Here is a 26,584-nt window from a genome sequence, read left to right as displayed (position 1 = left end):
CCTAGAAACCGCCCCCGGACGCAGCCGTGCACCTTTTGACCGGAGCTGGCAGCGGAGTCATGCGGCTGCGTCCGGAGGTTGTCATCGGGTGCCGAGATACTGTGCAGCGCAGCAACATCAGCGAGCAGGGCGAGCCCGCTTCTCGCGGAGTGCGTCGCTCACCCTCTCGATGCCGATGACGGCCTTTCAGTCATTGTCCCAGCCTGTGCCCGCGAATGAACTCAGGATCGGTGCATAACGGGTCCGTAACTGCCAAGAGTATATGTCTGATAGGAGCGGACAGGCGTCTCCGCGGCCCTCCCGAGAGTCCGGATAACCGCTAGTCAGAAGCCCTATTTCACGCGGATATGTGCCAACACTGGCCGGATCTCACACGAACTGATGATCGTCGTCGTCGTCGCCTGCGCCCTTCTGCACCGACTCGACGAGGAAAGCGCTGCCCTGGAGCAGTCCGCTGCCATTTCGGAGTTCTATGCTTCAGTCGTCGGTTCGGAAACCTCGTTCAGTGCCATCGTCTTGACTGCCGCGATCTCTGATGCGTTGGCGCGCGTGCCCTTCTCTGCGCTCTTCACCCACTGCCGCAGTTCGGCGGCGACAAAACCCTTGACCGTCTGATCCTTCCCACCCGCGTCGCGGCGCTCGATACCGTAGTCCCCCACAAGCGACAGTGCTTCTTTCGCTCGCTGCCATGCTCCGTCTAGGCGCACAGCGGGCGTATGGCGCGACTTACCTGCCTCTCCGTCGCTCGTTGTCTCGCACGTGACGCTGACGAACCACATAACCCACGCGATGTGAATCCCGACGTGCCATCCCAGCAGCTGCCGGTACCGCTGCGACTGGCCGCACCAGTAGTTGCGCTTCGAGTACTGGTTGAGTACCAGGGTCAGTTGGGCGAGCGAGGCGTCTACCACGTAGAAGTTCTTGAACAGCTCTGGATCGATCTTCACGGTCTCCTGCTCCTCCCGGTCGGAGCCTTGGGTATCGGCAGTTCCCCCGAGCCTGCATCCCGCTCGTCTTAGGTGACCGATCGCGCCTTTCGGCTTCTTGCGTGACGGTGAGCGCCCGTACTTCCACCAGTCGAACTCTGCGTCCGAGAACCCCGATCGCGCATCCGCGCCCGCGCCGGACGTGACTGCACGATGAACCTCTCGCGCGTCCTTGTTTCGGGCACTCCAGCGACTGGAAAGGAACAACGTCAACGTGAGAACTGCGGGCGTCACCAGTGCCACGAGGGGCCAGAAGTACAAGTCCGCAAGGTTTCCATCGGCAGCGAGGAGCATGCCCCTATTTCATCAACCTCACGATCGCGCGTCTGTCGTTCCGCGAAGGACAGCGCCCCGTGGGGTGGTGGACATTCAACCGCTCGCCCGTGCCCGTGACTCCGATGCTCCGCGTTGGTGCTCGGTCCCGTACAACCAGACTCGGGCACGCGGGTCGTCGCAAATTCGTAGCGAAGCGGGCCCGTTACCGCTGGGAGGAAATCTTCGAATAGTCGCGAACAAACGTCGTGCGCGGCCCCTAGGGCGCCCGAATAGCTACTGGCCCAGGGAGCAATTCCGCGGACTGAATCCGATCCTGATCCGAATCTCACAGGCGTAGAGAGTCCTCACTAGTGAGAGTTGAGATCCAGATCCAAACCCGATTCGTTCAAGGTTTCCGTGACGCAAATCAGACGATCCACACGCATCAGACCCGCTGTCCACCAGCCGCCAGTTCACGGCCTCGTTTGTGGGGTCGGCCGGTATCGAACGCCGACACCATCGCGGTCACGGCCATGCCGCCAGCACGGCGAGCGACTGCGTTGATCGTCGCGTCTCAGGCGGTGGACAAACCAGACCGAGCACGTGCGCGCTTCAGTCCATGCTGCTGCGCTCGTGTACAGGGTTCCCTCCACGACGCGCTGCAGGGCCGACTAGCGTCTTGTCCGGAGGCGCGGGCTGCGGCAACGACCCTCTGGCTTGGCGTGAGGAAAGGGACATGGATTGAGCAAGCTCGGCAACTTCGTATGGGGGATTGCAGACCAACTGCGTGGCGTTTACAAACCGCACCAGTACGGCGGCGTCATTCTGCCGTTCACCATCCTCCGCCGCCTGGACTGCATCCTTGAACCCACCCGCGACGAAGTACGCAGCCTCGCAGCGAAATACTCCGACGGTGCGCTCGACGTTCAGGTAAAACGCAAGACCGGGTTGAGCTTCTACAACACCAGCCCCTTCGACTTCCGGACGCTGCTCGAAGATCCCGAGGGTCTGCGCGCGAACCTGATGGACTACATCGCGAGCTTTTCCGCGAACATCGACGTGTTCGAGCGCTTCAAGTTCGAGAACGAACTCGCCACCCTCGATGAGAAGAACCGCCTCTACCTCGTGACGTCACAGTTCGCCGAGGTGGACCTGCACCCAACCGTGGTCTCCAACGCTGCGATGGGCGACCTGTTCGAGCACCTGATCTACAAATTCGCCGAGGCCTCCAACGAGGAAGCCGGCGAGCACTACACGCCACGCGACGCCATCCGCCTCATGGTCGATCTTCTCTTCGCCGAGGAGAACGAGTCACTGCTCGAGCCGGGCACCATCCGAAGCATCTACGACCCCACCGCCGGCACCGGCGGCATGCTGTCAGTCGCCGAAGAACGACTCCTCGAACGTAACCCAGACGCACGTCTGCGCCTCTACGGCCAGGAGATCAACGACCAGTCGTATGCGATCTGCAAATCCGACATGATCGCCAAAGGCCAGGATGCCAGCAACATCCAACTCGGCGACACCCTCGACGACGACAAGTTCTTCGACCGCACCTTCGACTTCTGCATGTCCAACCCGCCCTACGGCGTGGACTGGAAGGCATCGCAGGAATCGGTCAAGAAGGAAGCACTCGCGCAGGGGTCGCGCTTCTCGCACGGACTCCCCTCCATCGGTGACGGCCAAATGCTCTTCCTGTGCCACCTGGCATCCAAGATGCGTCCCGAGCATGACGGCGGTGGGCGCGCCGGAATCGTCCTCAACGGCTCACCACTGTTCAACGGTGCAGCTGAATCCGGACCATCGAAAATCCGCCAATGGCTGCTGGAATCCGATCTGGTCGAGTCGATCATCGCGCTGCCCACCAACATGTTCTTCAACACCGGCATCGCCACCTACATCTGGCTACTCGACAACTCCAAGCAACCCGAACGCGAGGGCAAGATCCAACTGATCGACGCCACCTCGTTCTGGACCAAGATGCGCAAGAGCCTGGGCTCCAAGAATCGCGAACTCGACGAGAAGGCCCGCGACCGTATCCTCGCCCTTTACGACGCTTTCGACGAGGCTGACCCCGACTATTCCAAAGTCTTCACCGCCAACGACTTCGGCTACTGGACCATCACCGTCGAGCAACCGCTACTCACCGACACCGGCAAAGTCTCGAAAGACCGCAAGGGCAATCCAAAGCCCGACCCCAAGAAGCGCGACACCGAGAACATCCCTTTCACCTACAACGGCAACACCGGCGGCGACGACGGCCGAGATGCGACAGTCAAGGCGTACTTCGAGGCCGAGGTACTGGCGCACGTTCCCGAAGCCTGGATCGACGAGTCGAAAACCAAAGTGGGTTACGAGATCCCGTTCACCCGCCACTTCTATAAATACGTCCCACCCCGACCACTGGCCGAGATCGACGCCGACTTGGAGAAGCAAGTCGCCAAGATCATGGAGCTGATGCGGGAGGTAGAAGGGTGACAGAACCGCTCCCGACCGGATGGACGCGCGCCAATATCCGCCACTTCGCCTCAATGAGAACGGGGCACACACCGAGTCGGTCCAACTCCGAGTACTGGGCGAACACGACTATCCCATGGTTCACATTGGCCGACGTATGGCAGCTGCGCGATGGTCGCCGCACTTACCTCGGCGAGACTACGAACCAGATCTCAGAGCTCGGCCTCGCGAACTCTGCCGCCGAACTCCTGCCCGCTGGAACAGTCGTGCTCTCGCGAACCGCATCGGTCGGGTTTACAGGGATCATGCCTAGGCCAATGGCCACGAGTCAGGACTTTTGGAACTGGGTGTGTGGCCCAAACCTGTTGCCGGAGTATCTCAATTACCAGCTGCGTTCGATGGCTCAAGACCTTCGTGGACTCAACTTGGGGTCCACCCACCAGACCATCTACAAGGCTGACGCCTCGGCGATCGAGATACTGGTCCCTCCCCTCGATGAGCAGCGCGCCATCGCCGACTTTCTGGACCGGGAGACGGCCCGGATCGACACGCTTATCGAAGAACAGCAGCGGCTCACTAACCTGCTGCGTGAGCGCAAGTTAGCAGTGATCGAATCGTCTCTTGCCATCGATGGGACGACTGCCCAAGGAATGCGACTAAAACACTTTGTCACTGAGGTCAAGCAGGGTTGGAGTCCACAATGCTATCCATGGCCAGGTGACGGAACTACCACGTGGGCTGTGTTAAAAGCCGGTGCAGCAAATGGTGGCGCCTTCCGACCGAACGAAACAAGGAACTGCCCGATAGTGAAGTGCCGCGGCCAGAAGCGGTCGTGAAGAATGGGCAGCTCATTGTCTCAAGAGCGAACACTCGAGAGCTCGTAGGCAGCGCTGCAGTTGTACTCGGCGATTACCCCCGCCTGATGCTCTCCGACAAACTTTATGGATTGACGATTGACCCGGACCGTGCGATTGCTCGCTATGTAGCGCTGATGCTGGGGACTAGGCGAGTGCGAGGGCTTATTGAGCTTGAAGCCAGCGGGTCGTCCCCCTCCATGCAGAACATAAGCCAGGCCGACATTCTCAACCTGCCTTTAGATGTCCCGAGCGTCCCAGAGCAGAACCGGATAGTCGCTCATCTCGACGGGCAAACATCACAGATCGACACCCTGATCGCCGAGACCGAAAAGTTCATCGAACTCTCCCGCGAACGTCGCACAGCCCTGATCACCGCGGCGGTCACCGGTCAAATCGATGTGCGGCAGAAGGTGTCCTGAATCATGGCTGTCCACAATGAGATTGAGCTAGAGCGCACGATCGCCGAGCACCTCGCGGCGCACGGTTGGCTCTACTCGACAAATGACAAGGGCTACGACAAAGAACGCGCGTTGTTCCCCGAGGACGTTCTCGGCTGGTTGCGGGAAACGCAGCCTGAGCAAGTCGACAAGGTCATCAAGCCGGGCTCAAAGGACGTTGCCAAGCAGGAGGCGCAGCTTCTCGACCGCATTGTGAAGGTGCTCGATACGCCATTAAGCAATGGCGGCGGCGCACTGAACCTATTGCGCAACGGCTTCTCTCACCTGTCGGGCAAGTTCGCGATGTGCGTGTTCAAGCCGGAGACCACGCTCAACGCCAAACGCAACACCGACTACGCGGCGGTGCGGTTGCGGGTGATGCGGCAGGTCCACTTCTCGACCGCCGACAACCGATCGGTGGATCTGGTGTTCTTCGTCAACGGGCTACCGGTGGCGACCGCGGAGTTGAAGACCGAGTTCACACAGACCGTGACCGACGCCATTCGTCAATACCGCACGACGCGGCTGCCAAAAGATCCCGCAACAGGCCTAATCCAGCCGCTATTCGTATCGGGTGCCCGGGCGTTGGTGCATTTCGCGGCCACCAACGACGAGGTGTGGATGACCACCAACCTCGTCGGGGACAAGACCCACTTCCTGCCGTTCAACCGAGGCTCCGAGGACGGTGGTGCGGGAAACCCGCTGAATCCCAATGGTTCTCGATCGTCGTATCTGTGGGAGCGGGTGCTGCAACGCGATGCGTGGCTGAACATCCTCGGCCGGCTGATGTACATCAAGCACGAGTCACGAACCGATCCGATCAGCGGCAAGACCACGAAGACCTCGACGCTGCGGTTCCCGCGCTTTCATCAGTGGGAGGCGGTCACCAACCTCACCACTGCGGTTACCACTGAAGGTGCCGGAAACCGGTATCTGATTCAGCATTCGGCCGGGTCGGGTAAGACCGACTCGATCGCCTGGACAGCACACCGGATGGCGCGGCTGCAGGTGGACAATAAGAAGGTGTTCGACTCGGTCATCGTGGTGACCGACCGCAACGTCCTCGACGCACAGCTGCAGGACGCGATCAAGCAGATCGACAACGATCAGGGCATCGTGGTCGCGATCGACCGTGAGGAGGCATCCAAGTCGGGTGCATCAAAGTCGGGGTTGCTTGCCAAGGCACTGACCGACGGCAAACTCATCATCGTCGTCACCATCCAGACCTTCCCTTTCGCGATGCAGGCGATCCGAGAAAACAAGGGACTCAAGGGAAAAACCTTTGCCGTGATCGCCGACGAAGCACACTCTTCGCAGTCCGGGCAGATCGCAGGGAAGCTCAAGGCGGTGCTGACCGCCGAGGAGATCAAGGAGATCGAAGACGGCGGCGAGATCGACGTCGAAGCAATCCTGTCGGCAGAGGCCACCGATCGTGCCGACTCGTCGAACATCTCTTACTTCGCATTCACCGCCACACCCAAGGGCAAGACCCTCGAGTTGTTCGGCCGCCGACCCTCACCCGACGAGAAGCCCGTCCCGTTTCACGTCTACACGATGAAGCAAGCTATCGAGGAGGGCTACATCCTCGACGTTCTCACCGGTTACCACAGCTTCAAACTCGCCTTCCAGATCGGGCAGAACGTCGCACACGGCGCTGGGACGGACGGAGGCGATGGCGAAGTCGACCAGGCCGAAGCAACGAAGGCGGTGATGAAGTGGGTCAAACTCAACCCGCAGACCATCGCCCAAAAGTCGGCGATCATCGTCGAACACTTCCGCGAGAACGTCGCGAACCTGCTCGATGGGCATGCCAAGGCGATGGTGGTCGCAGACTCCCGCAAAGCGGCGGTCCGGTACAAACTGGCCATCGACGAGTACATAGCCAAGAAGGGGTACGGATACGGCACCCTGGTCGCGTTCTCGGGAACCGTGCATGACCCCGACTCCGGCCCCGACGACTTCACCGAAGCCAGCATGAACCCTGGTGTCCGTGACCTGCGGACCGCGTTCACCGGCGACCAGTACAAGGTGATGATCGTCGCCAACAAATTCCAGACCGGCTTCGACCAGCCGCTGCTGTGCGCGATGTACGTGGACCGCAAGCTCTCCGGAGTCACTGCGGTGCAGACCCTCTCGCGGCTCAACCGCACCTACCGCACACCGTCGGGAACGCCGAAGACCGCAGCGATGACCCAGGTGGTGGATTTCGTCAACGAACCCGCGACCATCCGAGAAGCATTCGAGCCGTACTACACCGACGCCTACCTCGAAACCGAGACCGATCCCAACCTGGTACATGATCTCGCCACCAAACTCGACACCGCCGCCATCTACACGCACGACGAAATCGACGACTGCGCGCAAGCATTCGTCAAGGGTGACCACCACGCACTTAAAGCGGCTGTCGACCCGGGCCAGAAACGCTTCGCGGACCGCTACACCGCCGCCCTGATTCACAACGGCGGCGAAGGTGACAAGGCCGAACTTGCGGTGCTCGACATGTTCCGGCGCGACGTCGGTTCGTTCGTCCGGCTCTACGACTTCATGTCACAGATCATCGACTACGGCGACGCCGAGCTGGAGAAGAAGCAGATCTACCTGCGTCACCTCGAACGAGTGATTCAGCCCGACAACTACACCACGCCCATCGACCTGTCGACGATCGTGCTCAGACAGGTCAAGCAGATCGACCAGGGCAAGACTGACATCAGTCTCGGCGCCAAAGCAGGACTGTCGGGATTGACCGCAACCGGCTCCGGAGAGAAACGCGACCCGACTATGGTCGCGCTCCGGCAGGTGCTCGACCGACTCAACGACCTGTTCGGCTCCGAGGACTTCTCGGAGAGCCAAAAGGTCTCGTTCATCGAGTCGCTGCTGCAGACTCTGCTCGCCGATAACGACCTCATTCAGCAAGCCAAGGTCAACTCCGCCAAGCAGTTCATCGAGTCGCCCGATTTCGCGTACGCGGTCACCGGAGCAGTCGCCGATAACCAAGGCGCACATCAGAAAATGAGTGACTACTTCTTCACCAACACACCAGGACGAACACACCTGATGTCCGACATCGCCAAATGGTTCTATCAGGTGGTGGCTGCATCGAATTCAGCACCGTAGAGACTTACAGGACCCTGCCTCGCCGATCTCAGCAGACCGCGGCCACTCGCTTGTGCGGCCACGTGGTCTTTGCACAGCAGGACGTTCCATAGCTCACGCCAACGCCACCTCCCGATGCCCCGCGACGCTGAATGCGGCGTCGCCGAAGGGGTTCGGCCCGCCCGTCGCAAGCGCGGCCAGGCATTCACCCCACACCGGCGCGAACTTGAATCCGTTGCCGCTGAACGCTGTTCCCACGATCACGCCGTCGCCGACGCTGTCGATGATCGGCATCTTGGTCGGCGTCCACGAATCCGAATGCAACGACCACCGCACGACGTCGGGAATCAGATCGGGGATCATGCGTGCCGCCTGGTCACCGATCCACCGAAGCTGTTCGCGGCTCAGCGTCGTCGGTCGGTCGGCCCAGTCGTCGAATGCGTCGAGATCGATGTGCGGGCAGATCTTGATGCTGTAGCCGTCGAGTGTCGGTACTCCGAAGGCGTGCACATCGTCGAGGTCGCGCATGAACCCGGGGAAGACGTCGGGCGTGAACCGCTCCACGTGGCGCGGCATGAGCCACGTCAGCGCAAAGGTCTTGGTCTGCACCACGTCTCGCAGTTCGGGGAGTAGTCGAGCCGTCCACGGACCAGCGGTCACGACGACGCGGTCGGCGGTGAACTCACCGCGACTTGTGCGCACGAGAACGCCGTTCGATGTCTCCACGATGTCGAGCACTTCGGTGTCGTAGATTGCCGACGCCCCGTGTGAGAACGCCTGGTCGGTGGCGGCCGCAACGGCCATCTCCGGACGCATGGCGCCGCCGAGGAGGTCGAGTACGCCGATGTCGTCGTCCTCAATGTGGAACTGCGGGAAGCGAAGTCGCATCTGCGCAGCGTCGAAAATCTTGTGCGGCAGGTCGAAGTGCTCGATCGATGCCAGTGTCGGCTGCAAATCGGGATGATCCGACGGTGCAACGCTGAGTGCGCCTGCGGGAAGCAGGATGTCGCGTCCGTATCCGGCCCCGAGTTCCTGCCACAGCTCGCGTGACCGCAGCAGGGCGGGAGTGAACAGCTCACCCTCTTTCGCTGCGACGCGGAACAATCGCGACTCACCCGCGTACGCGCCCTCGGTGTGAACCCTCCCGAATTGCTCGATACCGAGAACGTCGACACCTTTCTTTGCCAACTGCCACAACGTCATCGATCCGATGGAGCCGAGCCCGACGACGATGACCGAATGGTGTGCGGCCACTGAACTATCGCTCATGACAGGGCCGGGCTTTCCCACAGGTTCAGCGGGGTTCCGATGCCGCGCTCCACCGCGTTGCGATACACAACCGTGCCCCACGCGACGTCTTCGACGGGCATGCCGCCCACGGACAGGATCACGATCTCGTCATCGTTGCGTCGTCCCTCGACGGCGCCTGCTGCAACCGCGCCGAGATCGACGAGCTCCTCGCGCGGCATCGAGCCGTCGTGAATCATGTCCATGAACTTGCAGCCGATGATGGGAATCGAGTTGTGCGAGGGGTATTCGGTCTCGTCGAACCATGCGTCGTAGAGGCCGATGTTGTCGACGACCTTGCGGACGTCGGATGCCTTGAGCCCCTCGTCGATCTCGCAACTGGCGGGCATGCTCAAGAATGCTCCCGGCTTCAGCCAGTCGCGGCGGACGAGGGGATAGGTCGACGGATCGCCGATCTCGCCCGAGGTGCAGTAGGTGACGATGTCGCTGTCGCGCACGGCATCCTCGACGTCGTCGACTTCGATGACCGTCAATTGCGGGTACTCCTGCGCAACCCAACCGGCGAAGTTGTCGAGGCTGCCGCGGCTGCGGCCCTTCACCTTGACGGTGTCGATCTTGGGGCAGGTCGCCATGAACGCGGCCAGCGAGGTCCGGGCCATGACGCCAGGGCCGACGATGCCGACGACCTGTGCGTCCTCGCGTGCCAGGAACCGTGCCCCGACACCTGGGACAGCTCCGGTTCGGTACGCCGACAACAGATTTGCCGACATCAATGCCAGTGGAGCGCCCGTGTCGGTGTCGTTGAGCATGAACATCAGAATCGACCTCGGCAGGCCCTTCTCGCGGTTGGCGATGTTGGAGCCGTACCACTTCATACCGCTCGTTCCGAAGCTGCCGCCGAGGTAGGCCGGCATGGCCATGAAGCGACGATCCGCCGTGTTCTTGGGCATGGTCTCGAACGGAGACTCGTCCGGGAAGGTGACCATTGCGCCGTGGGAGTCGCTGTTGGTGCCCGCCATCCGGTAGTCGCCGGAATGCAACAGCACGAATGTCTCCTGCATGGCGTCGACGCACGCGGCCATGTCGGTGACGCCTGCGGCGATCATGTCGGGTTCGGAGAGATAGCGAAAGTCGATGGAGGTCATGGGTTTTCCTGTTCTGTGCTGAAGAGAAGGGGGTCAGACCGCGATGGCCGAGGTCAGGGAGTCGTACGCAACGACGTTGCGGCGTCGCATGATCAGTGCCTGGACTACTCCCAGTACGAGTGCCGCGACAACAAGAGCGATGAAGAAGTCGGCAAGCGACTGCGAACCGCCGATCAGCGTCGGGAAGTTCCAGATGACCGCCACGAGGATGGTGATGAGTCCGATGAACCCGAGCGTCGGCGCGATCACCGCTCGCCAGAGGCCGGCCTGAATGTTGTTGCGGCGGAAGTACACCAGCACCGCGAGGCAGGTCAGTGCCATCAGCACGACGATTCCCAGAGTTGCGACGCCGGAGAACCAGGCGAAGACCTCGAGTTCGGGGTCGAGGGACAAGGCGGCGAAGACGACGATGAGCAGTGCGGCGGTGATGGTCTGCACGAACGAACTGACATGGGGTGACAGGTGATTCGGGTGCACCGTGCCCAGCTTCGACGGCATGGCCGTCGCCGAGGCCATCGAGTGCTGGTAGCGCGAGATCACGTTGTGGAAGCTGAGGATGCACGCAAAGAGGCTCGTGATCAGCAGGACATTGACCGTCGTCGACGCCCAGGTGCCCAGGTAGGTCTGCGCCGTCGCCATGATCATGCCTGACGGGTCCTTGGCGGCAGCGGCGACCACGTTGTCCGGTCCCCACGCCATGACGAGTGCCCAGGACGAGAAGGCGTAGAAGACGCCGATGAGCAGGACGGAGACGTAGGTTGCGCGCGGGATGGTGCGGTCGGGGTCACGAGCCTCGTTGCGGAAGATCGCGGTTGCCTCGAAGCCGATGAATCCGGCGACCGCGAACATCAGGCCGATGCCGGGTGCACCCGACATCACCTCGGACGGCTTGAACGAAGCCATCGAGAGTCCCTGGTTGCCGCCCTTGGCCATGATGGCGATATCGAGGATCAGCACGATCCCGATCTCTGCGATGAGCAGCAGACCGAGGACCTTGGAACTCAACTCGATGTGCCGGTAGCCGAGGATGCCGGTGAACGCCGCGATCACCAGTGCCCACACCCACCAGGCGATCGACGGTCCGCCGAGGTCGGAGACGCCGGAGGAGATCAGCACGCCGATCAGGCCGTACACCGCTGCCTGGATCATCGTGTAGGTCAGCAGCGCCAGATGCGCGGTGCCGAGTCCGAGGGGCCTGCCGAGTCCGTAGCCGACGTAGGTGAAGAAGGCGCCCGGCCGGGGGATGTAGCGGGCCATCGTGCTCAGCCCCACCGAGAAGAGCAGCAGGACTACGGCGGCGATGACGAACATCGACGGCACGCCTGCGCCATTGCCGAGCAGGAACGCGACGGGTACACCACCGCCGACGACGGTGAGGGGAGCGGCCGCGGCGACCACCATGAAGACGATGGCTCCGACGCCGAGCGACCCCTGCAGGGATCGAGACGAGCCGGGTGAACTGGCGGTGGCAGCGCCGCTATCGATAGATGTCATGTGATTCTCTTCTGCGATCAGACGGGCGACATCGTGCAAGGAATCGTGCAAGGAGATGTCGTGAGGACTGGGCGTCGATGCCCGTGCATATATGTTCTGACCGCCCCGTCGCGGCGTCGTTGCCCCGCGGTAACACGTCTGGACACCTTCGTGGGACGACGCTCGACGCCGAGACCCGTTGCGTGTCACGCCCACAACACCATCGAGTAACACGGCGGAAACACGCTGTGGTTAGCGTCCGCGCTATGCCGGGACCAGCCAGAGATCGCGTTCGTGCGCGACTACGTCTGGGCGCTCGCACCCAGTTGGTCGGGCTTGATCGTCGAAGTCTCGGATTCACCGATGTGGTCGCGCAGTCGGTGGCCGTCATGGCGCCATGCGCTGCAGCCGCAACAATACCGATGCTGCTCGGCCAGGCGAATGCTCCGCTGGTGTGGTGCGTCGTCACGGCTACCGTGCTGTGTGCGTTGGTCGCATCGACCCTCGGCGTCTTCGCGTCGCGCGTGGTTGCTCCGGGCGCTCTCTACACCTACGCGGCCAAGGGCCTCGGCCCCTCCGCAGGCGCTGCCACCGCGGCCGCGATGACGCTTGGCTACGGGTCGCTGGCGATGTTCACGCTGTCGCAGACCGCAGCCTATGGGTTGCGGATATTCGGGGTCACTGCACCGTCGACGCTGACGATGTGTCTTGCCGTCGCGGGGATCGCGGCGGCCATGGCTGTTCTCTTGATTCGCGGGGTCCGAGTCTCGGCGCGGGTCGGGCTGATCATCGAGGCCGTTGCGGTCGCAGGATTGTTGACCCTTGTCGGAGTGTTGGTCGCACGCAACTGGGACCACATGTCGGTGCGTTCAGCGGTTGCGGTGCCGACCGGATGGTCGCACTACCTCGCGGGCGTAGCCGTCGCGACGTGCGGAATCATCGGATTCGAAAGCGCCGCAACACTGTCGGTCGAAGCGAAGCGTCCGCTGCGCACCATCCCACGGGCGATCAACGCCTCGCTGCTCTTGGGCGCCGTCGTGGTTCTCATCGCGACACTGGCCCAGGCGGGCGGAGCGACAGTGCTCGACGGCATCTCCGCGCTCGGCGAGGGAAACGTCGACGTGCTCACCGAGAGCATCGGGGCGTCGTGGGTTGCCCCGCTGGTGAATCTCGGTGTGTGCGCATCGTTTCTTGCGTGTGCGCTTGCAAGTACCACGGCGCTGACCCGAACTCTGCTGTCGCTGGCCCGAGAGAGCGTGCTCCCCAGCCGACTCGGTTACACACATCCGCGTTTCAAAACGCCGGTCGTCGGCGTGGTTGTGAGCCTGCTCGTGATGGTCGCGGTGATTGTCATATCCCTGGCTGCGGGTGCGTCGGAGAATTCCATGCGCGGCTCGATGGCGGCAGCACCAGCCATTGGATTCATGGTCGCCTACGTTCTTGTCTGCGTTGCGGCGCCTGCATTTCTGCGCAAAACCGGTGAACTACAACGACGGACGACGGTGATAGCCGGGCTCGCCGCGATCGGATTCGGCGGCATCCTGGTTGTCTTCGTCGCGACGAACATCGGCGGCACCTGGGCACCGGGAATCATCGGTGCATTGGTCTGGCTGGCGCTGGCGGCACTCGGCTACGTGACGCTGCGTCGCATTCGGCCACTGGTCACAGCTCGTATAGGAATTCACGAAACACCAATGCGCTCAGAGGTGTTCAGTGGACACCTCGAGGCCGACGCCGCAGTCAGTGGCGGACCGTCGCGATGAGTCCTGCCTTTGGGAGCGACTCGTCGTCGAAATCGGTGATCAACGCACTGCAGATCCTTGAAGAGGTCGCGACGATGGGGCCGGGTGTGACCGCAGTCGAGTTGTCCAGGCATCTCGGATTGTCGAAGTCGGCGACGTACCGTCTCGTGAATCTGCTTGCGCAGGAGGAGTATTTGGTCCGCACGCCCGACCTGGGCGGCTTCGCGCTCGGCGCCAGAATTGATCGCATGATCGGCGCCGCTGCCGGGCCGCCGGTCTCCGACCAACTCCGTACCGTTCTCGACGAGGTGCGCGCCGGCCTGCGATTCGGCGTGCACCTGTTCGGCTGCCACCGCGCGGGGACTTCGCGGGCCAGGCTGAGCCTGATGGACATCGATCCGGACTACCCGCTCAGTGACCCCGGCCGGCTTCTCCACGATCTGACCGCGTCCGCGGCGGGCAGGCTGATGACCGCCATCGGATCCGGGCATCCGGCCGCGGCACCGACGCACGCGAGCCAAATCGGCTCGTTCATACCCAACTTCGGCTGTGTCTCTGTGCCGGTGTGGGGAGCAGATTCGACGCTGGTCGCCGCGCTCACCATCGCCGCGCCCGCTAAGCACATCGAGAACCCCGAGACGCTAGTCCGACTGCTCGCCGACCCCGCGCGTCGGGTCGCCGAGATCATGGCCCCCGGCGAGGAGTGAGCTGAAGGACGGGGAATAGCTCGGGGAATAGCTCATATCCGCTACGTCGCCACCGACCACCCCGGCAGATGCCCGGTCAGTGTCCAGGCAGCCTGTCGGGCCGCACCGAGCGCGACCCATTCACTTTCGGCGGGAAGAATGACGGTGCCTTCGAAGACTGATGGTGCGATGGCACGTATCGCCGGCGATTTCGCTCCACCTCCGATGAGAAGGACCCTCTCGACGTCGACGCCCTGCGCCTCAATCTGCTCCCGGCACCACACCAGCGAGCCGAGTAGTCCTTCGACGGCGGCACGTGCGACCGATGGCGCCGTGAAGTTCTCGGTCGTGATCCCCGTCAGCGATCCAGTCGCATCGGGCAGGTTCGGCGAGCGCTCTCCGGCGAAGTAGGGCACGAGACGCAGCCCGTGTGCGCCTGCAGGGGCCGAGACTGCCAGTCGTGCAAACTCATCGAGGTCGACGCCGAGCATTCTCGCGGTTGCGGCGAGAACCGGTGCACCGTTCAGCGTGCACACCAACGGCAGATGGCGGCCGGTGCCATCGGCGAACCCCGCGACAATGCCGGATGGATCGCACGGCGCGACATCGGTGACAGCACTGATGACTCCGGAGGTACCCAGCGAGACAATGGCGTCGCCCGGACCGGCCTGTAGTCCGAGTGCCGCGGCGGCGTTGTCGCCGAGTCCTGCGCCGAGTAGCGCGCCGTCGGGGATTCGTGCGGCAGCCTGTTCGGCCTCGATCACCCTGGGCAACAACGGACTTCGCCCATGTAGTGCAAGTTCAAGCAGGTCGGGGCGATATTCGTCTCGGGCAGCGCTGAAGTATCCTGTTCCCGAAGCATCGCTGCGGTCGGTGGTCAGTGTGGCGATGTCGGTCGATCCGGACAGCCGCCACGTCAGCCAATCGTGGGGAAGACATACAGCGGCAGTTATGTCGGCGTTCTGAGGTTCGTTGTCGGCGAGCCAACGCAGTTTTGCCGCAGTGATCGCGGCAACCGGGACGACGCCGACTGTCTCCGCCCATTTCTCGGGTCCGCCGAGCTCGTCGATCAGATCGGCGGCGCTCGTCGCCGATCGGGTGTCGTTCCACAACAAGGCATCTCGAATCACCCTGCCCGACTCGTCCAGGCAGATCATGCCGTGTTGCTGTCCGGCAACGGACACGGCCGCGACGTCGTCGAGCCCGCCTGCGGCGGAGATGGCCGCGCACAACGCAGTCCACCAGTGCTCGGGATCTACTTCGGTACCCGGCGGGTGTGGCGCGCTCGCCGAGCGAACGACGGCGCCGGTCTCGGCATCACAGATCACGATCTTGCAGGATTGCGTTGACGAGTCGATCCCCGCCACGAGTGTCATGCGAGCAACTCCTTCAGGGTCTCGCGGGAACCCCTGGTACGCAACGTTTCCAGCGCCCATAGGTAGGGCTTGGTGAAGCCGTCGCTGTCGACGAGGTCACCGAAGAGCCCTCGTTCCGAGACGAAGGCGAGCGGTTCGGTCCGCGACTTCTGTGCCAGTGGCACGAGTTCGTCGGCCTTCGGGTCGACGACGTCGATCGCGTCGCCGTTCTCGTCGATGCCCTCGGCATATCGAGTCCAACTCGCCACGACGGCAGCGGCAAGATCGACGTTGCCACCAGCGTGGAGTCGCTCGCGAATCACGGGCACGAGCCATTTGGGAATGCGGTCGGAGGAATCCTGGCACAGGCGTGCGATCGTGTCGGCAATGGCGGGATTGGCGAAGCGCTCGAGAAGTGTGTCTATATATGCGTTGACGTCGACACCGGGCAATGGTGCAAGTGTCGGTTCTGCTTCGTCGAGCATGTAGCGGCGCAACAGTTCACGGATGTCGAAATCGCTTGCGGCGTCGTGAACATAGCGGTAGCCGAGTAGGTAACCGAAGTAGCACAACGCTTGGTGGCTCGCGTTGAGCAGACGCAACTTCATGAGCTCGTACGGCGTGACGTCATCGACGATCTGTACACCGACGTTTTCCAGCGCGGGTCGTCCGTTGCTGAACGAGTCCTCGAGGACCCATTGGGTGAATGGCTCGGCGACGACTGGCCAGTTGTCGCCGATGCCGGTTCGTGCCTCGACCTCCGCCGCCAATTCAGGTGGGGTGACCGGCGTTATCCTGTCGACCATCGAATTGGGAAACGACGTGTGGGTGTCGATCCACCGGGCGAGCTCAGGATCACGCAGATGCGCGTAGGCGAGGAACGTCGAGCGGGCGATGTGCCCGTTGCCCTGGATGTTGTCGCACGACATCACGGTGAACGACGGAAGTCCGCGTGCACGTCGGCGTGCAAGGGCTTCCGTCGCCAATCCGAAAACCGTTGCCAGAGGATGATTTCCGCTCAGATCTGCGACGATGGCTGGATTCTCGGCGTCGAACTCACCTGTCGCAGGGGAGAAATTGTAGCCGCCCTCGGTGACCGTGAGCGACACGATCCGGGTTTCGGGATCGGCGAGCCGATCAAGGACGGTCTCGGGATCGTCTGGGGCGTAGAGATACTCGACGATCGAACCGATCACCGAGGTCTCGACAGCGCCATCAGGACTCTTGAGGGTCAATGTGTAGAGCCCGTCCTGGGGCACGAGGGCGTCGCGCATCGCCTGATCGGCAGGCCGGACACCGACACCGCAGATACCCCACGATCGTGCCTTGGGTTCGGCGAGAAGGCGATCGACATACATTGCTTGGTGCGCACGGTGAAAGCCGCCGACACCGAAATGGACGATTCCGACGGTGACGTGTGTGCGGTCGTAGCCGGGCGTCGAGGTGTCGGTGATTGCTGGAAGAGCGTCGTTGCTGAGCCGGGTACTCACGGGTGCGCCTTTCGGGTGTCTGGTCGGGGTTCGGTGTAGCGCGAGAGTGCCGGATACACAACAGCTTTGATGTGTCCTGTGATGCGATCGGCGTTGAGCGCCGCGGGCAGCTCGTCGAGTCCGAAACGGGCGGTGACCATGGAGTCGAGGTCGACGGCGCCGGTGGTGGCAAGTCGGGTCGCCGTTGGCCAGGTGTTTGCATAGCGGAAGACGCCCGTCAGGACAATCTCGCGGTTCTGTATCAACGATATGGGCAGTTCCATGGTGTCGGCGCCCATGCCGACGAGCACAGCACGGCCTCCGGGTCGAAGAGCGGAGATGCCCGCGGTGACCGCTGCCGGCGCGCCGCTCGCGTCGACGAATGCGTCCACGGGTGCGATGGCCGTGCCGGGAACGGCGACATCGGTTGCCCCGAATCGGAGTGCCTGCGACCGGCGCTTTTCGTCGGGCTCGCTCACGACGATCCGCGAGAGCCCGGCCGCACGGGCTACCTGCGCGCACATCAGCCCGATCGGCCCCGCTCCGCTGATCAGAAGTGAATCACCAAGTCGAACCGATGCTTTCGCGATCGACGCGAGACCGACCGACAGGGGTTCGAAAAGTGCGGCAGCCTCGTCGCTCACGTCGTCGGGTACGGCATGCGCGAATGGGGAACCGATCGTCACGAACTCGGTCAGCGCGCCGTCGACCGGGGGCGTTCCGTAGAAGCGCATGGCCGGGCACAGGTGGTAGTCACCACGCATCGTCTCCGTGCTCGTCGGGTCGGGTCGCTGCGGCTCTATCGACACGCGCTGGCCGATGCGTGAGGATTGGACACCCGCTCCGACGTCGACGATCACCCCGGCGGCCTCGTGTCCGAGGATCAGCGGCTCGCGCACCACGTGCTCACCAATGCGTCCGTGGCGCAGGTAGTGCGTGTCCGAACCGCATATTCCGACCGCGCTGACCTGCACAAGGACATCTCCGGGGCCGGGCCGGGGTACGGGTCTGGTCTCCACGGTCAGCTGTCGGCCAGGCGAGAGAACCGAAGCCCGCATCGCGTGGAGTCCCTGATCACTCGTCGTCGAGGATGTTGCGTGGCTCACATCACAGATGTTAGCGTATTGAGCATATTCACCGCTAGTGAGCAAATGCTCACCGGTCGACATCACGCGAACATCAAGGGCGATGCTCATGGCGACACGCAACAAGACACCGGCACAGACCCGAGCCGAGGCCACGCACTCCGATGCCGGTACCTCTTCACGTTCGACGTCCCGCGCGACGTCGGATAGTGGATCGGATCTGAGGTTGCTGGTCCGGGCGGCAACGATGTACCACCTCGAGGGCCTGACCCAAGCCGAGATCGCCGCGCGTCTCGGCGTCTCACGCCCGACCGCCGGGCGACTCGTGGCACGTGCTCGGGCGCAGGGCCTCGTTCAGGTGACGGTCTCGGCTCCGTCGCACCTCTCGGCGTCGATTCATACCGATCTCGAGCGGAGCGTCGAGAAGGCATTCGGACTAGACGAGGCGCTGGTCATCGATGAAGTCGCCGACGGGACCACATCCGGTAACGCGGCACTCGGTCGGGCCGGGGCTTCGGTCCTCGCACGCCGCATCCAGTCCACGGACACATTCGGATTCACCTGGGGCCCTGAACAAGTCGCGGTCGCCGACGCGATGAGCGCCTCGGCGTCGTGTCAACGGGTGGTCCAGATGGATGGTTCGATGACATCCGTCGACTACCACACCGGCGTCGATCATGCGCTCGCAAGATTCTCCGAACGACTGCATGCGCAACCACTGCGGCTGGTCGCCCCGCTCTACGTCGACGCAGAGACCGTCACCGCCCTCAACCGCGATTCGATTCTGTCCCAATCGCTTTCCGCAGCGCGAGGTGCTCACATCATGCTCTTCGGAGTGGGCTCCGTGTCCACCTCGACGACGCTGTTCGAGGGTGCGTACATCGACGCCATCGTGCTCGACGAGCTCATCGAGCTGGGCGCGGTGGGAGAGATCGGCGGACGCTTCTACGACGCCGCGGGCGAGCCCGTTTCGTCGAGCCTCGTGGAACGGACGGTGTCTGTGCCGCTCGATGCCGTGCGCGCCTGTCCCACATCCATTCTCGTATCCGGTGGAGTTCACCGCCGTGAATCGATACTCGGAGCCCTGCGCGGCGGTTTCGCCACCATTCTGGTGACCGACACCGAAACCGCCGAATGGCTTGTCATGCAAGAGAAAGGCCGACAGTGAGGTCACTGAGACAACGAAGTCTTCGCGCCGCGCGACGACGGACGACATACATGGTGGCCGCGGTGTGTGCCGCTGCATCACTCGCATTCGTCACCGGGTGTTCGGGCGCGGGTTCGCTTGGCGGAGGCAGCCGAGAGGTCACCGTCGCCATGGTGTCGAACTCGCAGATGCAAGACGCCGTCAAGCTCTCCGAGCAGTTCGAACAACAGAATCCGGGAGTGCACGTCAAGTTCGTGACGCTGTCGGAGAACGAGGCACGAGCGAAGATCACCGCGTCGGTCTCGACCGGCGGTGGCGAATTCGACGTGGTGATGATCAGCAACTACGAGACACCCATGTGGGCCAAATATGGCTGGCTGGTCAACCTGACGCCCTACATGAATGCCGACTCGTCTTACGACGCAGACGATTTCATACCGACGCTCAAATCAGCACTTTCCTACAACGGGCAGATGTACTCGGCGCCCTTCTACGGTGAGTCGTCGTTTCTAATGTACAACAAGAAGCTCTTCGCACAGGCGGGTGTGAATCTACCTGCCACCCCGACGTGGCCACAGGTCGCCGACGCAGCACGCCGTCTCACCAACGACCAGACAGCGGGAATCTGCCTACGTGGCAAGCCCGGATGGGGCGAGGTGCTTGCACCGCTCAACACCGTGATCAACGCGTACGGCGGACGTTGGTTCGACGAGGACTGGAACGCTCAACTGACCAGCCCGGAGGTCGAGGCGGCGGTGCAGATGTATGTCGACACCGTTCGCAGGTACGGCGAGGCCGGCGCATCGTCTTCCGGTTTCCAAGAATGCGGAAACCTGATGTCGCAGGGGCAGGTTGCGATGTGGTACGACGCCACGTCAGCGGTCTCGGTTCTCGAGAGTCCAGACGACTCCACGATCGCCGGCGACGTCGGCTACCTACCCGCGCCGACCATGGCCAAGAATGACAACGGGTGGCTCTACACCTGGTCACTCGGTATCCCGTCGAGCAGCGACAACAAGGACGACGCCTGGAAGTTCATCGACTGGATGACCAACAAGAGCTACATCCAGCACGTCGCAACAACACTCGGTGCGACGCACGTGCCGCCGGGCAGCAGAATGTCGACCTACCAGTTGCCCGCCTATCAGAAGATCTCGCAGCCGTTCGCCGAGCAGACGCTGTCGGCGATGCAGGCGGCAGATCAGCTCAAGCCGACGCTCAAGCCGGTGCCCTACACCGGAATCCAGTTCCTCGCGATCCCAGAGTTCCAGGACCTCGGTACCCGTGTCAGCCAACAGATCTCGGCCGCTATCGCAGGTCAGATCAGTGTTCATGACGCACTGGAGCAGGCGCAGCAGTACGCGCAGGTCGTCGGTAAGTCCTATCAGAGGGAGAGGTAGACCATGGCGACTGCAGTCATGACACCGCCGGCGCAACCCGACGCCGGTTCGGGTAAGGCGGTAACGTCCAAGCGCGACCAAATCACACGCGCCGAGGGTTGGCGCAGGCGGGGACCGCTGCTACCCGCGCTGATCTTCATGATCGTGGTGACACAGATTCCGTTCGTGTTCACCCTCTACTACTCGACACAGTCCTGGAACCTTGTGCGCCCCGGTTCGCGTCGATTCGTCGGACTCGACAACTACGGCGCCGTCTTCTCCGATAGTCAGTTCTGGAAGGTCACGCTCAACACCATCGTGCTGATTGCGGGAACGGTGCTGATCTCGGTCGCATTGGGTCTGCTCTTCGCGCTGCTGCTCGACCGAAAGTTCTTGGGGCGAGGGATCGTACGCACCCTGCTCATCACCCCATTCCTGGTGACACCCGTTGCGGCGGCACTTCTGTGGAAGACGAGCCTTCTCTCGCCGACCAATGGTCTGGTGAACTGGGCGTTGAGTCCCTTGGGAATTCACGTCGACTGGCTGTCGCAGTTCCCACTCATGAGCGTGATGGCCGAATTGATCTGGCAGTGGACGCCGTTCATGATGCTTCTCATTCTCGCTGGGCTGCAGTCGATGCCGCGCGACATCCAGGAGGCAGCGCGAGTCGACGGTGCGACCAGCTTCCGGCTGTTCCGCGAGTTGACGCTCCCGCACCTGCGTCGCTTCATCGAACTGGGCACAGTACTCGGTGCGATCTATCTGGTGAACACCTTCGATGCGGTCTACATGATGACGGCGGGCGGGCCGGGTGTGGCCAGTTCCAACCTGTCGTTCTACATCTACCAGCGGGCGTTCCTCGGATTCGACATCGGCCAGGCCGCCGCGATGGGTGTTGTCACCGTCATCGGGACGATAGTCGTTGCGTCGCTGGCACTTCGACTGATCTTCAAATCATTCACCGGAACCGAGGAGGCAGCCTGATGACCGCCACCGCCACCCCGACAACGTCGACGTCTCCCTCGACGGAGACCCCGACCATCCGACGTCGACGCGATCCGCGCGGCGGAGTGCTGACAGCGATCACCTGGATACTCGCCATCGGGTTCTTCTTCCCGGTGTTGTGGATGGTGTTGACGGCGTTCAAGCAGGAGAGTGACGCGGCAACCAACCCGCCCACCTTCTTCTTCACGCCCACCCTGCAGCAGTTCCGCAATGTGTTCGACGCCGGGATCGGCACCCCGCTGCTGAATTCGTTGTGCGCCACCGTGGTCTCGACGATCCTGGTGTTGCTTCTCGGTGTACCAGCAGCTTTCGCGCTGTCGCTGCGCCCGGTGCGTAAGACCAAGGACGCTCTGTTCTTCTTCATCAGTACGAAGATGCTACCCATCGTCGCGGCGATCATCCCGCTGTACGTGATCGTCGGAAAACTGGGGATGCTCGACAACGTCTGGACGTTGATCATTCTGTACACGGCGATGAACCTGCCGATCGCCGTGTGGATGATGCGGTCGTTCTTCCTCGAAGTGCCCGGAGAACTGTTGGAGGCGGCCAGTATCGACGGCGCGAGTATGTGGACCGCCGTGCGCGAGGTGATCTTGCCGCTCATCTCACCCGGTATCGCTGCCACTGCACTGATATGCGTCATCTTCTCGTGGAACGAGTTCTTTTTCGCCGTCAACATGACCGCGGTCAACGCGCAAACCATGCCGGTGTTCCTCACCGGGTTCATGTCGGGGCAGGGACTGTACTGGGCGCAACTGTCAGCGGCGTCGGTGTTGACTGCACTTCCCGTCGTCGTTTGCGGGTGGATCGCGCAGAACAAGCTCGTCCGTGGCCTGTCCTTCGGCGCCATCAAGTAGTCAACAGACAATCCAACATTCAGCACACACAGGAGTTCACAATGGCTTCCATCACCTACGACAAGGCCTGCTGCGTTTACCCCGGGGCCGAGAAACTGGCTGTCGACTCACTCGACCTCGACATCGAGGACGGCGAATTCATTGTTCTGGTCGGGCCGTCGGGATCCGGCAAGTCGACGGCCCTTCGAATGCTTGCAGGGCTCGAGGAGATCGACTCTGGCGCAATCCATATCGGCGGTAACAGCATGGTGGGTGTTGCGCCCAAGGATCGGGATATCGCGATGGTGTTCCAGAATTACGCGCTCTACCCCAACAAGACGGTCGGGGAGAACATGGGATTTGCGCTCAAGATGCGGGGAGTGCCCGCAGACGAGCGTAAAGCCAAGGTTGCCGAGGCAGCAAAGCTGCTCGACCTCACCGACTTCCTCGATCGCAAACCCGCGAAGCTCTCGGGTGGGCAACGGCAACGTGTGGCGATGGGCCGTGCGATCGTGCGTGAACCGCAGGTGTTCTGCATGGATGAGCCGTTGTCGAACCTCGACGCCAAGCTGCGGGTGCAAACCAGAACCCAGATCGCCGCATTGCAGCGTCGGCTTGGTACCACGACGGTGTATGTCACCCACGACCAGGTCGAGGCCATGACGATGGGTGATCGGGTTGCGGTACTGAAGAACGGAGTGCTGCAACAGTTCTCCACTCCGACCGAACTCTATGACCGACCTCGCAACGCATTCGTGGCAGGCTTCATCGGGTCGCCGTCGATGAACCTGTTCACCGCTCCGGTCACCGACGGCGCTGTGGGGATCGGTAACGCAAGTGTGGATCTTGACGCGGAATCTCAAGCGGCGCTGCGTAAGTCTGGCGTGTCATCAGTGACTGTTGGTATTCGGCCGGAGCACCTCGCCCTGGCAGACGACGGAGATTCGGGTATCGACGCCGACGTCGCTCTTCTCGAGGAACTCGGTAGTGAGACCTACGTGTACGCGTCCCTGGTGGACGACTCGATCAGGAATCTCGACGGCGATCCGATGACCGTGGTGATCCGCTCGGCCGATCGCGCGCCGGCCAAGCGGGGCGACGGTATCCGACTGCGCCAAGCCGATCGCGCGGTACACCTCTTTCATCCCGAGACGGGGGAGCGGCTGAACTGATTCCTCTTGCCATCTGTGCAGGTGGCACTGCCCTTTCGGTGGTCTGAGAACCACTTCGATGGTTTACGCGCCTGGTTTGGGTACGTAGACTCCGCGAGTGCATGGGCCGCGGCGTGGTTTCGTGCCAACCCGCCATCTGCAGGCCGGTACGAGTTTCCCTGCGGCCACGCTGCATGAGCACTCGAACCATGGCGAAATGCAGACTGAGGGAAGGATCAGCGTTGATCACAGAAACTCGAACGGCCAGCCGCCCGGTGGACGTGTACCGAACACGTCTTGCCGATCACGGAGAGATAGAACCCCGCCCACACCCTGTTGTCTGGGAGCACGACGCGCGAGGGCCGCTGTCGGTTGCCGAGGTTGACGGCTACCGCGACCGTGGCTACCACGTCGCCGAAAATGTGTTGTCCGACAGTGACATCGACACGTGCCTGACAGAGGTCGCGGCCATCACCGACAGGCTGGGCGTCGATGAACGCGTGGTTCGCGAGTCGTCGAGCGGCGACGTGCGTTCACTTTTCGCGGTCCACCAGCTCAGCGACGCGATCGCCGACATGTGTGATCGCACCGAAATCGCTGGTGTCGCAAGGCAAATACTTGGCGACGACGTTTACATTCACCAGAGTCGCATCAACCTCAAACCAGGATTTGCGGGTGGCCCGTTCTACTGGCACTCCGATTTCGAGACGTGGCACGCCGAGGACGGCATGCCGACACCGCGTGCACTCAGCGTTTCGCTTGCTCTGACCCCGAATCTCGTCACCAACGGCGCGTTGATGATCATCCCGGGTTCCCACGAGCAGTTCGTCGGGTGCGTCGGACAGACTCCCGACGGCTACCACAATCAGTCACTGGTGTCGTACCGCCCGCCGTTCGGGACGCCCGAGGAATCCGACGTGACGGCGTTGGCGGACGAGCATGGCATCGACATGATCACCGGCCCTGCGGGTACGGCGCTGTATTTCGATTCGAACTGCATGCACGCGTCGTCGGGCAACATCACGCCCTATCCGCGCAGCAATCTCTTCGTCGTGTTCAATGCGAAATCAAATGCGCTGCAAGCACCTTTCGCGTCCGGCGCGCCACGCCCGGACTATCTGGCGCATCGCTGAGTGAACGCGAAAAGTGGGGGACGAGAACTCGTCCCCCACTTTCGGTGAGATGCTCGTGCGCGTATCTGCCGACCGTCAGTTGGCGGCGGGCACCGCCGGAGCGTCGTCCGACGACACCGCAGTCGGTACCGGCTGCGGGCCGCGCTTGGGAATTGTGAGCGTGATCGCGGCGCCGACGAACGCTGCAATCGCTCCGACGAGGAAGCACAGACGGAACGACGTGTGCGACGGCATGTCCTGGCCGCCGAGCGACACCGTCGCCGTGGTGAGCAGGACCGCCATCACGGCCGATGACACCGTGGTGCCGATCGATCGCATCAAGCCATTGAGGCCAACTGCCGCACCGGCTTTGGTCATCGGCACTGAACCCATGATCAGTGTCGGCATGGCCGCGTACCCGATTCCGACGCCGGAGGCCGCGATGATCGACGCGACCATCAGCTGCCACGGCGAGTTCATCAGGAACAGGGCGATCAGGTAGCCGACGCCGAGAACGGTTGCGCCGATCACCAGGGTGTACTTGGCGCCGATCTTGTTGATCAGGATGCCCGACACCGGCGAGAAGACCAGCATCATCAAGCCGCCCGGAGCCATCCAGAGTCCGGCCGCCAGCATCGTTTGGCCGAGTCCGATCCCGGTTTCCTTCGGCATCTCGAGCAGAGCTGGGATGACGACCGACTGCGCCATCATGCCGAAACCGATCGCGATCGCGGCGATGTTGGTCAGCAGCACCGCAGGCTGCGCGGTGGTGCGCAGGTCGACGAGTGGGTCGGACGCGCGCAACTGATAGAAGCCCCAGGCGATCAATACGACGATGCCTGCCGCGAGAAGGCCGAGCGTCGTACCCGATGCCCAACCCCAGTCATTGCCCTTCGAGACTGCGATCAACGCAGCACACAGACCGATGGCCAGGCCGATGGCGCCGATGATGTCGAGCCGACCGCCCGCGGCGTCGGGAACATGTGGCACGACGAAGATGACCAGCAGCAGCACGACTGCGCCGAGTGCCGCAGCAACCCAGAACAGGGCGTGCCAGTTCCATGTCTGCGCGATCCATGCCGAGAGCGGCAGACCGATTGCGCCGCCAACGCCGAGGGTGGCACTCATCGCGGCGATGGCCATCGAGGTGATCTTCGGCGGTGTGACCTCACGCATCAGGCTGATGCCGACGGGGATGAAGCCCATCGCGAGACCCTGGATGGCGCGACCCACGATCATCGGGATGACCGAGTCGCTGAGCGCACACACAACCGAGCCGACGACGAGTAGGACGCCCGAGCCGACCAGTACGCGTTGCTTGCCGAACATGTCACCGAGTCGGCCCGCGATGGGCATGGCCACGGCCGCGGCGAGCAGCGTTGCGGTGATGACCCACGAGGCGTTCGAGCGCGACGTGCCGAGCAACTGTGGCAGTTCAGGTTGGATCGGGATCACGAGCGTCTGCATCAACGCGGCGACGAGTCCGCCGAGGCAGAGGACGATCACGGTGGCGACCGCGCTGGTCGCGGTCTTGTTCTCCACGTGCGGCAGCGAATTCTCCCCAGCAGGGGATGATTGAGTGTCGGACATGAACACCTCCTTGGGATATGCACACTACATATGTGAACTACATATGCCTAATCCCTTAGGATATTTCGGACATAGT

20 protein-coding genes are annotated in these 26,584 nt (G+C 62.5%); 12 read left to right on the top strand and 8 right to left on the bottom strand.

Translation table 11 applies throughout. The features are described from left to right. Positions 1 to 470: 470 nt before the first annotated feature. The gene (locus ABW18_RS16660; RefSeq protein WP_049700075.1) at positions 471 to 1,280 is read right to left on the bottom strand and encodes a hypothetical protein; all 810 of its coding nucleotides are present in this window, start codon (positions 1,278 to 1,280) and stop codon (positions 471 to 473) included. A gap of 702 nt (positions 1,281 to 1,982) precedes the next feature. Between ABW18_RS16660 and ABW18_RS16655 the strand changes: the two genes are divergently transcribed. The 4 genes from ABW18_RS16655 to ABW18_RS16640 all read left to right on the top strand — a co-directional run bounded on the left by ABW18_RS16655 (position 1,983) and on the right by ABW18_RS16640 (position 8,106). Next, on the top strand, positions 1,983 to 3,719 hold the full coding sequence (locus tag ABW18_RS16655; RefSeq protein WP_049700074.1) for a type I restriction-modification system subunit M: 1,737 nt from the start codon (positions 1,983 to 1,985) through the stop codon (positions 3,717 to 3,719). Positions 3,720 to 3,772: 53 nt separating this feature from the next. Then, a complete protein-coding gene (locus ABW18_RS16650) occupies positions 3,773 to 4,534 on the top strand; it encodes a restriction endonuclease subunit S (RefSeq protein WP_083444443.1) in 762 nt (253 codons plus the stop codon). 86 nt (positions 4,535 to 4,620) lie between these two features. Continuing rightward, positions 4,621 to 4,974, top strand: coding sequence for a restriction endonuclease subunit S domain-containing protein (locus ABW18_RS23010; RefSeq protein WP_200903278.1), 354 nt, complete (start codon positions 4,621 to 4,623; stop codon positions 4,972 to 4,974). A gap of 3 nt (positions 4,975 to 4,977) precedes the next feature. Further along, positions 4,978 to 8,106 carry a type I restriction endonuclease subunit R gene (locus ABW18_RS16640; protein WP_049700072.1) on the top strand — a complete coding sequence of 1,043 codons (3,129 nt, stop codon included), beginning with the start codon at positions 4,978 to 4,980 and terminating at the stop codon, positions 8,104 to 8,106. 93 nt (positions 8,107 to 8,199) lie between these two features. Here ABW18_RS16640 and solA read toward each other — a convergent pair whose 3' ends face one another. From solA to ABW18_RS16625, 3 genes are read right to left on the bottom strand one after another with little or no spacing between them, the layout of a single operon-like run. Continuing rightward, the gene (solA, locus tag ABW18_RS16635; RefSeq protein ID WP_049700071.1) at positions 8,200 to 9,354 is read right to left on the bottom strand and encodes an N-methyl-L-tryptophan oxidase; all 1,155 of its coding nucleotides are present in this window, start codon (positions 9,352 to 9,354) and stop codon (positions 8,200 to 8,202) included. After that, positions 9,351 to 10,478 carry an ornithine cyclodeaminase family protein gene (locus ABW18_RS16630; RefSeq protein ID WP_049700070.1) on the bottom strand — a complete coding sequence of 376 codons (1,128 nt, stop codon included), beginning with the start codon at positions 10,476 to 10,478 and terminating at the stop codon, positions 9,351 to 9,353. The genes solA and ABW18_RS16630 overlap by 4 nt, the downstream gene beginning before the upstream one ends. 33 nt (positions 10,479 to 10,511) lie before the next feature. Further along, positions 10,512 to 11,972, bottom strand: coding sequence for an APC family permease (locus ABW18_RS16625; RefSeq protein WP_049700130.1), 1,461 nt, complete (start codon positions 11,970 to 11,972; stop codon positions 10,512 to 10,514). 245 nt (positions 11,973 to 12,217) lie between these two features. On the opposite strand from ABW18_RS16625, the gene ABW18_RS16620 reads away from it, so the two are divergent. Both ABW18_RS16620 and ABW18_RS16615 read left to right on the top strand, forming a co-directional pair. Beyond that, positions 12,218 to 13,714 carry an APC family permease gene (locus tag ABW18_RS16620; RefSeq protein ID WP_235434419.1) on the top strand — a complete coding sequence of 499 codons (1,497 nt, stop codon included), beginning with the start codon at positions 12,218 to 12,220 and terminating at the stop codon, positions 13,712 to 13,714. Next, a complete protein-coding gene (locus ABW18_RS16615; RefSeq protein WP_049700069.1) occupies positions 13,711 to 14,400 on the top strand; it encodes a helix-turn-helix domain-containing protein in 690 nt (229 codons plus the stop codon). Before ABW18_RS16620 ends, ABW18_RS16615 begins: the two co-directional genes overlap by 4 nt. A gap of 41 nt (positions 14,401 to 14,441) precedes the next feature. On the opposite strand, the gene ABW18_RS16610 is transcribed toward ABW18_RS16615, so the two are convergent. The 3 genes from ABW18_RS16610 to ABW18_RS16600 are packed head-to-tail and all read right to left on the bottom strand — an operon-like array spanning position 14,442 to position 18,261. Beyond that, positions 14,442 to 15,755: a xylulokinase gene (locus ABW18_RS16610; RefSeq protein ID WP_049700128.1), complete on the bottom strand. Its 1,314-nt coding sequence runs from the start codon at positions 15,753 to 15,755 to the stop codon at positions 14,442 to 14,444. Next, positions 15,752 to 17,224: a mannitol dehydrogenase family protein gene (locus tag ABW18_RS16605; RefSeq protein ID WP_049700068.1), complete on the bottom strand. Its 1,473-nt coding sequence runs from the start codon at positions 17,222 to 17,224 to the stop codon at positions 15,752 to 15,754. The genes ABW18_RS16610 and ABW18_RS16605 overlap by 4 nt, the downstream gene beginning before the upstream one ends. After that, positions 17,221 to 18,261: an NAD(P)-dependent alcohol dehydrogenase gene (locus ABW18_RS16600; protein ID WP_049700067.1), complete on the bottom strand. Its 1,041-nt coding sequence runs from the start codon at positions 18,259 to 18,261 to the stop codon at positions 17,221 to 17,223. Before ABW18_RS16600 ends, ABW18_RS16605 begins: the two co-directional genes overlap by 4 nt. Before the next feature lie 130 nt (positions 18,262 to 18,391). Here ABW18_RS16600 and ABW18_RS16595 point away from each other — a divergent pair, with 130 nt between their 5' ends. From ABW18_RS16595 to thpD, 6 genes are all read left to right on the top strand, one after another. Continuing rightward, positions 18,392 to 19,456 (top strand): sugar-binding transcriptional regulator, encoded by a 1,065-nt coding sequence (locus tag ABW18_RS16595; RefSeq protein ID WP_152930114.1) that lies wholly within the window; start codon positions 18,392 to 18,394, stop codon positions 19,454 to 19,456. Positions 19,457 to 19,506: 50 nt separating this feature from the next. Then, positions 19,507 to 20,835, top strand: coding sequence for an ABC transporter substrate-binding protein (locus ABW18_RS16590; RefSeq protein WP_049700066.1), 1,329 nt, complete (start codon positions 19,507 to 19,509; stop codon positions 20,833 to 20,835). A gap of 18 nt (positions 20,836 to 20,853) precedes the next feature. Continuing rightward, positions 20,854 to 21,798 (top strand): carbohydrate ABC transporter permease, encoded by a 945-nt coding sequence (locus ABW18_RS16585; RefSeq protein ID WP_235434425.1) that lies wholly within the window; start codon positions 20,854 to 20,856, stop codon positions 21,796 to 21,798. Next, positions 21,798 to 22,676 carry a carbohydrate ABC transporter permease gene (locus ABW18_RS16580; RefSeq protein WP_049700064.1) on the top strand — a complete coding sequence of 293 codons (879 nt, stop codon included), beginning with the start codon at positions 21,798 to 21,800 and terminating at the stop codon, positions 22,674 to 22,676. Before ABW18_RS16585 ends, ABW18_RS16580 begins: the two co-directional genes overlap by 1 nt. 41 nt (positions 22,677 to 22,717) lie before the next feature. Then, a complete protein-coding gene (locus ABW18_RS16575) occupies positions 22,718 to 23,827 on the top strand; it encodes an ABC transporter ATP-binding protein (RefSeq protein WP_049700063.1) in 1,110 nt (369 codons plus the stop codon). 188 nt (positions 23,828 to 24,015) lie between these two features. After that, entirely contained in the window at positions 24,016 to 24,939 is a 924-nt protein-coding gene (thpD, locus tag ABW18_RS16570; protein ID WP_235434424.1) for an ectoine hydroxylase, read from the top strand. Positions 24,940 to 25,014: 75 nt separating this feature from the next. On the opposite strand, the gene ABW18_RS16565 is transcribed toward thpD, so the two are convergent. Continuing rightward, on the bottom strand, positions 25,015 to 26,508 hold the full coding sequence (locus ABW18_RS16565; protein ID WP_049700126.1) for an MFS transporter: 1,494 nt from the start codon (positions 26,506 to 26,508) through the stop codon (positions 25,015 to 25,017). Positions 26,509 to 26,584 lie beyond the last annotated feature (76 nt).

It is taken from the genome of Gordonia jacobaea (genome assembly GCF_001186365.1).
Lineage (GTDB): Bacteria > Actinomycetota > Actinomycetes > Mycobacteriales > Mycobacteriaceae > Gordonia > Gordonia jacobaea.
Note: the sequence above shows the minus strand (reverse complement) of the source record. Positions and strands in the feature narration are given on the sequence as shown.